This window comes from Moheibacter sediminis (assembly GCF_900176425.1).
Classification (GTDB): Bacteria; Bacteroidota; Bacteroidia; order Flavobacteriales; family Weeksellaceae; genus Moheibacter; species Moheibacter sediminis.
The window spans coordinates 1-6,256 of record NZ_FWXS01000014.1 but is presented as its reverse complement, the minus strand read 5'-3'; the positions used below and the strand labels follow the sequence as shown (position 1 = coordinate 6,256).

At 34.7% G+C, this 6,256-nt stretch carries 10 protein-coding genes; 6 read left to right on the top strand and 4 right to left on the bottom strand.

The features are described from left to right. Positions 1 to 84: hypothetical protein (locus B8977_RS14835; protein ID WP_143736521.1), on the bottom strand; the 84-nt coding region annotated here is incomplete at its 3' end. Between the two features lie 72 nt (positions 85 to 156). Here B8977_RS14835 and panB point away from each other — a divergent pair. The 5 genes from panB to B8977_RS14810 are packed head-to-tail and all read left to right on the top strand — an operon-like array spanning position 157 to position 4,070. Next, a complete protein-coding gene (gene panB / locus B8977_RS14830; RefSeq protein WP_084019066.1) occupies positions 157 to 969 on the top strand; it encodes a 3-methyl-2-oxobutanoate hydroxymethyltransferase in 813 nt (270 codons plus the stop codon). An 18-nt stretch (positions 970 to 987) separates the two neighbouring features. Next, a complete protein-coding gene (locus B8977_RS14825) occupies positions 988 to 1,671 on the top strand; it encodes an RluA family pseudouridine synthase (RefSeq protein WP_084019065.1) in 684 nt (227 codons plus the stop codon). Positions 1,672 to 1,686: 15 nt separating this feature from the next. Continuing rightward, on the top strand, positions 1,687 to 2,556 hold the full coding sequence (locus B8977_RS14820; RefSeq protein ID WP_084019064.1) for a lysophospholipid acyltransferase family protein: 870 nt from the start codon (positions 1,687 to 1,689) through the stop codon (positions 2,554 to 2,556). After that, positions 2,553 to 3,566, top strand: a complete 1,014-nt coding sequence (locus B8977_RS14815) for a glycosyltransferase family 2 protein (RefSeq protein WP_084019063.1) — start codon at positions 2,553 to 2,555, stop codon at positions 3,564 to 3,566. The genes B8977_RS14820 and B8977_RS14815 overlap by 4 nt, the downstream gene beginning before the upstream one ends. A gap of 15 nt (positions 3,567 to 3,581) precedes the next feature. Then, positions 3,582 to 4,070, top strand: a complete 489-nt coding sequence (locus tag B8977_RS14810; protein ID WP_084019062.1) for a hypothetical protein — start codon at positions 3,582 to 3,584, stop codon at positions 4,068 to 4,070. On the opposite strand, the gene B8977_RS14805 is transcribed toward B8977_RS14810, so the two are convergent. Continuing rightward, on the bottom strand, positions 4,067 to 4,462 hold the full coding sequence (locus tag B8977_RS14805; RefSeq protein ID WP_084019061.1) for an SRPBCC family protein: 396 nt from the start codon (positions 4,460 to 4,462) through the stop codon (positions 4,067 to 4,069). The genes B8977_RS14810 and B8977_RS14805 overlap by 4 nt on opposite strands. A 41-nt stretch (positions 4,463 to 4,503) precedes the next feature. On the opposite strand from B8977_RS14805, the gene B8977_RS14800 reads away from it, so the two are divergent. After that, a complete protein-coding gene (locus B8977_RS14800; protein ID WP_084019060.1) occupies positions 4,504 to 5,106 on the top strand; it encodes an NUDIX hydrolase in 603 nt (200 codons plus the stop codon). Here B8977_RS14800 and B8977_RS14795 read toward each other — a convergent pair. Both B8977_RS14795 and B8977_RS14790 read right to left on the bottom strand, forming a co-directional pair. Beyond that, entirely contained in the window at positions 5,099 to 5,548 is a 450-nt protein-coding gene (locus B8977_RS14795; protein WP_084019059.1) for a hypothetical protein, read from the bottom strand. The two genes, B8977_RS14800 and B8977_RS14795, sit on opposite strands and share 8 nt — an antisense overlap. Continuing rightward, positions 5,549 to 6,061 (bottom strand): DUF4920 domain-containing protein, encoded by a 513-nt coding sequence (locus tag B8977_RS14790; RefSeq protein WP_084019058.1) that lies wholly within the window; start codon positions 6,059 to 6,061, stop codon positions 5,549 to 5,551. Positions 6,062 to 6,256: the final 195 nt, after the last annotated feature.

The window sequence follows — 6,256 nt, the reverse complement described above, 5'->3', positions numbered from 1 at the left end:
GCACACTACATCAATTCCAACATCCGCAAAACACGTCCCAGACACTAACCCGACATATCCTGTCCCGACTACTGTTATTTTCATAGATAAAATTTTGGCTTAGCAAAAGTAATACTTTCACACGAAATAACTTTATCTTAGCTGAAATTTAAACGAATGTCCATCAATAAAGAAATAAAACGAATTACTACTGAAACCATAAGAAGCATGAAATCTAAAGAAAAGATTACCATGTTGACTGCTTATGATTTCACAATTGCGCAAATGGTTGATGCCGGTGGAGTTGATGCTATTTTGGTTGGTGACTCTGCCTCCAATGTCATGGCAGGTCATGAAACCACGCTTCCAATAACGCTTGACCAAATGATTTACCATGCACAATCTGTTGTTCGAGCTGCTAAAAAAGCTTTGGTTGTGGTTGATTTACCGTTCGGAAGTTATCAGTCAGACCCGCAGCGAGCATTAGATTCTTCGGTTAGAATTATGAAAGAATCGGGCGCACATGCTGTAAAATTGGAAGGTGGAATTGAAATTGAAAAATCAATCAAAAGAATTATAAATGCAGGGATTCCTGTCATGGGACATTTAGGTTTAACGCCGCAATCCATTTATCAATTCGGAACTTATAAAGTGCGTGCTAAAGAAGAAGCCGAAGCAGAAAAATTGATGAGCGATGCAAAATTATTGGAAGAACTAGGTGCGTTTTCTGTTGTGATGGAAAAAATTCCGGCTCAATTGGCAAAAAAAGTAACAGAAAATATTTCCATCCCTACAATTGGAATTGGTGCGGGACCGCATTGTGACGGGCAGGTTTTGGTTGTACACGACATGTTGGGGATGACACATGAATTCAAACCAAAATTCCTCAGACAATATTTGAATTTATACGATGAAATCACAAAAGCCGTTAATAACTACGTAGCGGATGTGAAAAGTGTAAATTTTCCAAATGAAAATGAACAATATTAATTCTAATAAAAATTTAATTTGAAACCCGAAATACTTTTCGAAGACAACCATCTTTTGGTCATCAACAAAAAAGCCGGCGAACTCGCTCAAGGCGATGAAACCGGAGATGCTTCTCTCATCGATACACTCAAAGAATTTATCAAAAAAAGAGACAAAAAACCAGGAAATGTTTATTTGGGTTTAATTCACCGATTGGACCGCCCGACAAGCGGAATTTTGATGTTTGCCAAAACAAGCAAGGCTTTGACAAGGATGAATGAGATTTTCAAAGGTCGTGACGTGCAAAAAACTTATTGGGCAATTGTCGAAAAAAAACCTGAAAAGGAATTTGAAAGATTGGAACATTACCTCAAAAAAAATCCGAAAAATAATAAAACAACCGTTTATACCAGTCCAACAAAAGATGCAAAAATTGCAATTCTTGAGTATAAATTAAAAGGTCATTTGGATAATTATTCGCTCGTCGAAGTAGATTTGTTTACAGGGCGTTCTCATCAAATTCGTGCCCAGTTGAGCTTCATGGGGCATGCCATCAAAGGCGATTTGAAGTATGGTGCAAAACGTTCCAATCCTGACGGAAGCATTTCTCTTCATGCAAGAAAAATTTCGTTTGGGCACCCTGTAACAAAAGAAATTGTAGAAATTACTGCGCCGCCGCCCAATGAGCCAATTTGGAAAGAATGCCTTAAATTTGAAGATTAATTCTGAATTAAATTCATGAACCGCATTTTTTACGCTATATTATATGCAATTTCCCTTTTGCCATTTCAGATTCTTTATGGATTTTCATGGTTCATCTACATTCTTTTAAATTATGTAATTGGCTACCGCAGAAAAGTGATTTACAACAATTTAAAAAATTCTTTTCCGGAAAAATCAGAAGCTGAAATTAAACTAATTCAAAAAAAATTCTACAAAAATTTTGCAGAATATATGGTTGAAACCCTCAAGAGTTTTTCCATTTCTCAAGAAGAGTTAAATAAGAGACATACCTACAGCAATTTAGATATTTTCAAACAATGTGAAAACGTACAAAAAGACGTCATTTTGATGGCGGGTCATGTTTTCAATTGGGAATGGTTTGTGGGACTAGCACCCAATCTACGAACTGAAAAAACTGTTGCGGTTTACCACAAGGTTCGCAGCAAGTTTTGGGAGGAACGAATTAACCAAATTCGTGGCAAATTTGGAACCATTCCCCTTGATATGAAAAATACGCCGCGTTACATGATGAGCACACCCAATAATGGCGAACATGCTTACCTTTTCGTAGCAGACCAAAGTCCCAAAAAATCAGCAATTCATTACAGTTTAAAATTTTTGAATCAAGAAACTCCTGTATTTGTTGGATTTGACAAATTGGCTATCAAAAAGGAAATGGCGGTTATTTTTTGTAAAATGGTAAAAGTAAAACAAGGTTATTACCATACGACTTTTGAACGAATTTTACCTGAAGGAGAAAATTACGAACCGATGGAAATCGTGCATAAATTTTTTCATAACTTGGAAGAAACCATTAAAGAAAATCCCGACAATTGGCTGTGGAGCCACAAACGCTGGAAATTTAAAAAAGGCATCGACTATTGAAAACAGCCATCGCTATATTGAACTGGAACGGCAGAAAATTGCTCGAAGAATTCCTGCCTTCTGTCGTAGAAAACTCTGCTGAAGCAGAAGTTTATGTCATCGACAATGCTTCGACCGATGATTCTGTTTCTTATTTAAATTCAAATTTCCCTTCTGTGAAAATCATTCAAAATGAAGGAAATTTCGGTTATGCGAAAGGATATAATGAAGGTATAAAAAAAATAATCTCATCCAGCATCCAGCATCCGGCACCCGATATTTTTTGTTTATTAAATTCAGACGTGAAAGTTTCGCCGAACTGGATTCAGCCTGTTTTGAATTTATTTCAGCAAGATGAAAATATCGCAGCCATCCAACCCAAAATTTTAGATTATAAAAATCCCACTCATTTCGAATATGCCGGAGCCGGAGGTGGTTTCATTGACAATTGGGGTTATGCTTACTGTCGTGGTCGTGTTTTCTGGACGTTGGAAGAAGACAAAGGTCAATACAACGATACGATTCAAACTTTTTGGGCAAGCGGTGCTTGTATGTTTGTCCGAAAAAAAAATTTTGATGAAGTCGGTAGCTTTGATGAAGGATTTTTTGCACACATGGAAGAAATAGATCTTTGCTGGCGTATAAATAATTCCGGAAAAAAAGTCTATTATTGCGGACAATCAACGGTTTATCATTTGGGAGGAGGGACTTTGAAAAATAGTCATCCTAGAAAAACTTATCTGAATTTCAGAAACAGCCTTTGGATGCTGGTCAAAAATTTACCTGAGTGGAAAGCATTTCCGTTCGTTTTTGCGAGACTGTCATTTGATGGTTTGACGGGAATTGTTTTTCTCATTTATGAAGGATTTCCGCATTTGTGGGCAGTTTTGGACTCTCATTTCGGATTTTACAAAAATTTATTTCATTACATCAAAATCAGAAAGCCGGGTATTAAAAATTATTACAAAATAAAATCTGTTCCTTATCAATATTTCATCCAAAAAAGAAAGTATTACTCTGATTTAAAATAATTTAAAATACTAAAAATGAAAACTAAACTACTGTTGATTCTGATTTTTTGTACTATAATTTTATCGGCTCAGGAAAAACAAATCACAAAACTTCTCAACGAACAACTCAGAAAAGAAATTAAACATTACCCCGGAGTTGGTGATTCATTAAAGTTAATAAACCCATTTTCTATTGATGAAAATAAGGTGCTTAGATTTCAAGTTTCTAAATATAATTTTGAAACTGAGGAAACCGAATTCATTACCCAAGAAGTTTCTTTGGATAAAGTTACTGGGTTTGTGAAAGACATCAACATCATTTTTGAAACTGAAAAAGATGCTGTAAAAGTCACGACGATTAAAACTGACGTAAAAGGACAAGAAATTTCAAATCAAATTTATAATTACCATCTTTTTTTCACTGAAATTAATAAAGAAAAAGATAACGAAAATTTGCGTGATGAAATTTTGAATGCCTTTTCAAAAGCAGGTTACATAATCCACAGCCAATTTTGGGCAGACTAAATCTGGCCTAATTTTGTAGAAATTGTATTGATGAAATTGGTCAACGGTCCTTTCGCCATCATTTCAATCATCATATTAAATTTCCCCTCAAAATCCAATTGAATTTCAGATGAATTTTCATCCAATGGCTCGATATTTATTTTTAAATAATACTCAAAATTTGGGCTGGGAGATTCAAAAATCAATTGAGAAGGTTTTGTAGATTCTTTCAATTTCATCCCTACTTTTGGCAAACTTCCAATCTGAACGGCAAATCCATTTCCAGACTCATGGATTTCAAAAGATTTGGTATCGTCCGGCATTAATTGACGATAATTATTCATGTCCGAAAGAAATTCAAATGCATCTTCCTGATTTTTCGAAAACCTTACTTTCTCTGTACTTACGTTCATTGTTTTGAATTTTATTATATTTGTGACAAACCGTTTTTCAAATGTACAAAGTTTTTTATTATGAGAAACCCCTTACCTTATCAGAAAAACCTGTGCAAGATGCTAAAAACCTGAATTTCATAGGAGAAGGACAGTTTGACGAAGCATTGGCTTTATTAAAAAATGGTGATGCTTCGCACGTTCACATTTATTACCACAATTTGGAAATGCTTTGGAATAAATTTTTGAATCATTTTCATTATTTAGAAGCTGCGGGCGGTTTGGTAAAAAATACTCAGAACGAAATTCTTTTCATTTACAGACTGGAAAAATGGGATTTGCCAAAAGGCAAAGTAGAAGTAGGAGAAACGACAGAACTTGCTGCAATAAGGGAAGTTGAAGAAGAATGCGGCGTTACGAACCTTAAAATTTTAAAATTCATTACCAATACTTACCATATTTATTTCGATACAAAACTTCATTTAAAGTCAACTTTTTGGTACGAAATGTCTTATGATGGAAATGAAAAATTGATTCCGCAAATCGAAGAAGGAATCGGAATTGCAAAGTGGAAATCTTTAGAAGAAATTCCATTTTTGATGAACCAAACTTACGAAAACATCAAACTTGTTTTGGAATCTGAAATTGATTTAAAATCTATTTAATCAACAATCCCTGGATTCTGGGAATCGGTCCATCGCAGCCTACAGGAGATTTGTGGCAAACCAAACAAGCATTTACTACATTATTGTATAAGTCAACCTTTTTTACATTTGACTTACTATCATACAACTGCTTCTGAGTTTCAATCAATAAATTAGCAAATCTTTCAAACTCAAAAGTACGCTCAAAAGTATTGGTCATTTTGGCTGTATGGATTTTAATCAAATTAGGAGGTAAAGCCCCAATGTTCTTGTTTTCAATAACATTGGGACGTATTTTTTCCATATCGGAATACATATCTTCCATGAGCAAAGCCATTTCAGAAAACTCATAAATTTCCTTGAAACTGCTTTGTTTTTTTTCAGGTTTCTTTCCCTCATCTTTGTTACAAGAAGCCGGAAAAAACAGATAACCTAAAATAAATATCCCGATAATTTTCTTCATTTACCCTTTTTTCTTGAGTAAAACTCCGTCTGCCATAAAAGTATATTCAGTTTTTGGAGCCGTAATTGCAGCGATTTCTTCGTCAGATTTCCCTGCATCTTTTGCATAATGTTTCAATTCATCTACCGAAGTTTCGCTTTTGTAAGCCCAACCTTTGATTACAGCATCGGCTTGAGCGGCATCCATAGGCACAAAGAATTTATAATCTTTGAATTTCACGAAAGATTCTTTTTCAGGCTGTCCCAAGTCCAATTTCATCCAACATCCTTTTGCCTGACAAACTGAATTTACTTTTCCTTTGAAAGCAATTTGAACCGAATCACCTACTGCCATTTCATCATATTTTTTCAACATTTCTTCTGATGAAATTGCACCTTCAGGAGAAATCTCCGCACCAAAAGATTCGTATTGACTCGCATCTGTAACTTCAGCTTCGGTTTTCACTTCTTTCGCCTCTTGCTTACATGAAATCACAGCCAATGAAACTGCAATCGCTATAAATATTTTTTTCATTTTGTATTAATTAAGAATTTTAAATCGGACAAATATAAAACTATAATCCCATAAAAAATAACACATTACAATAACCCGATAAGGTTATAAACCATTAAATAATAATAATTTAGGAATCTGCTTTGGGAAAGAAGATTTGATATAATTATAAATACCAGAACCTCAGGGTCGGGCTTTACATTGCAACTCCTCTTC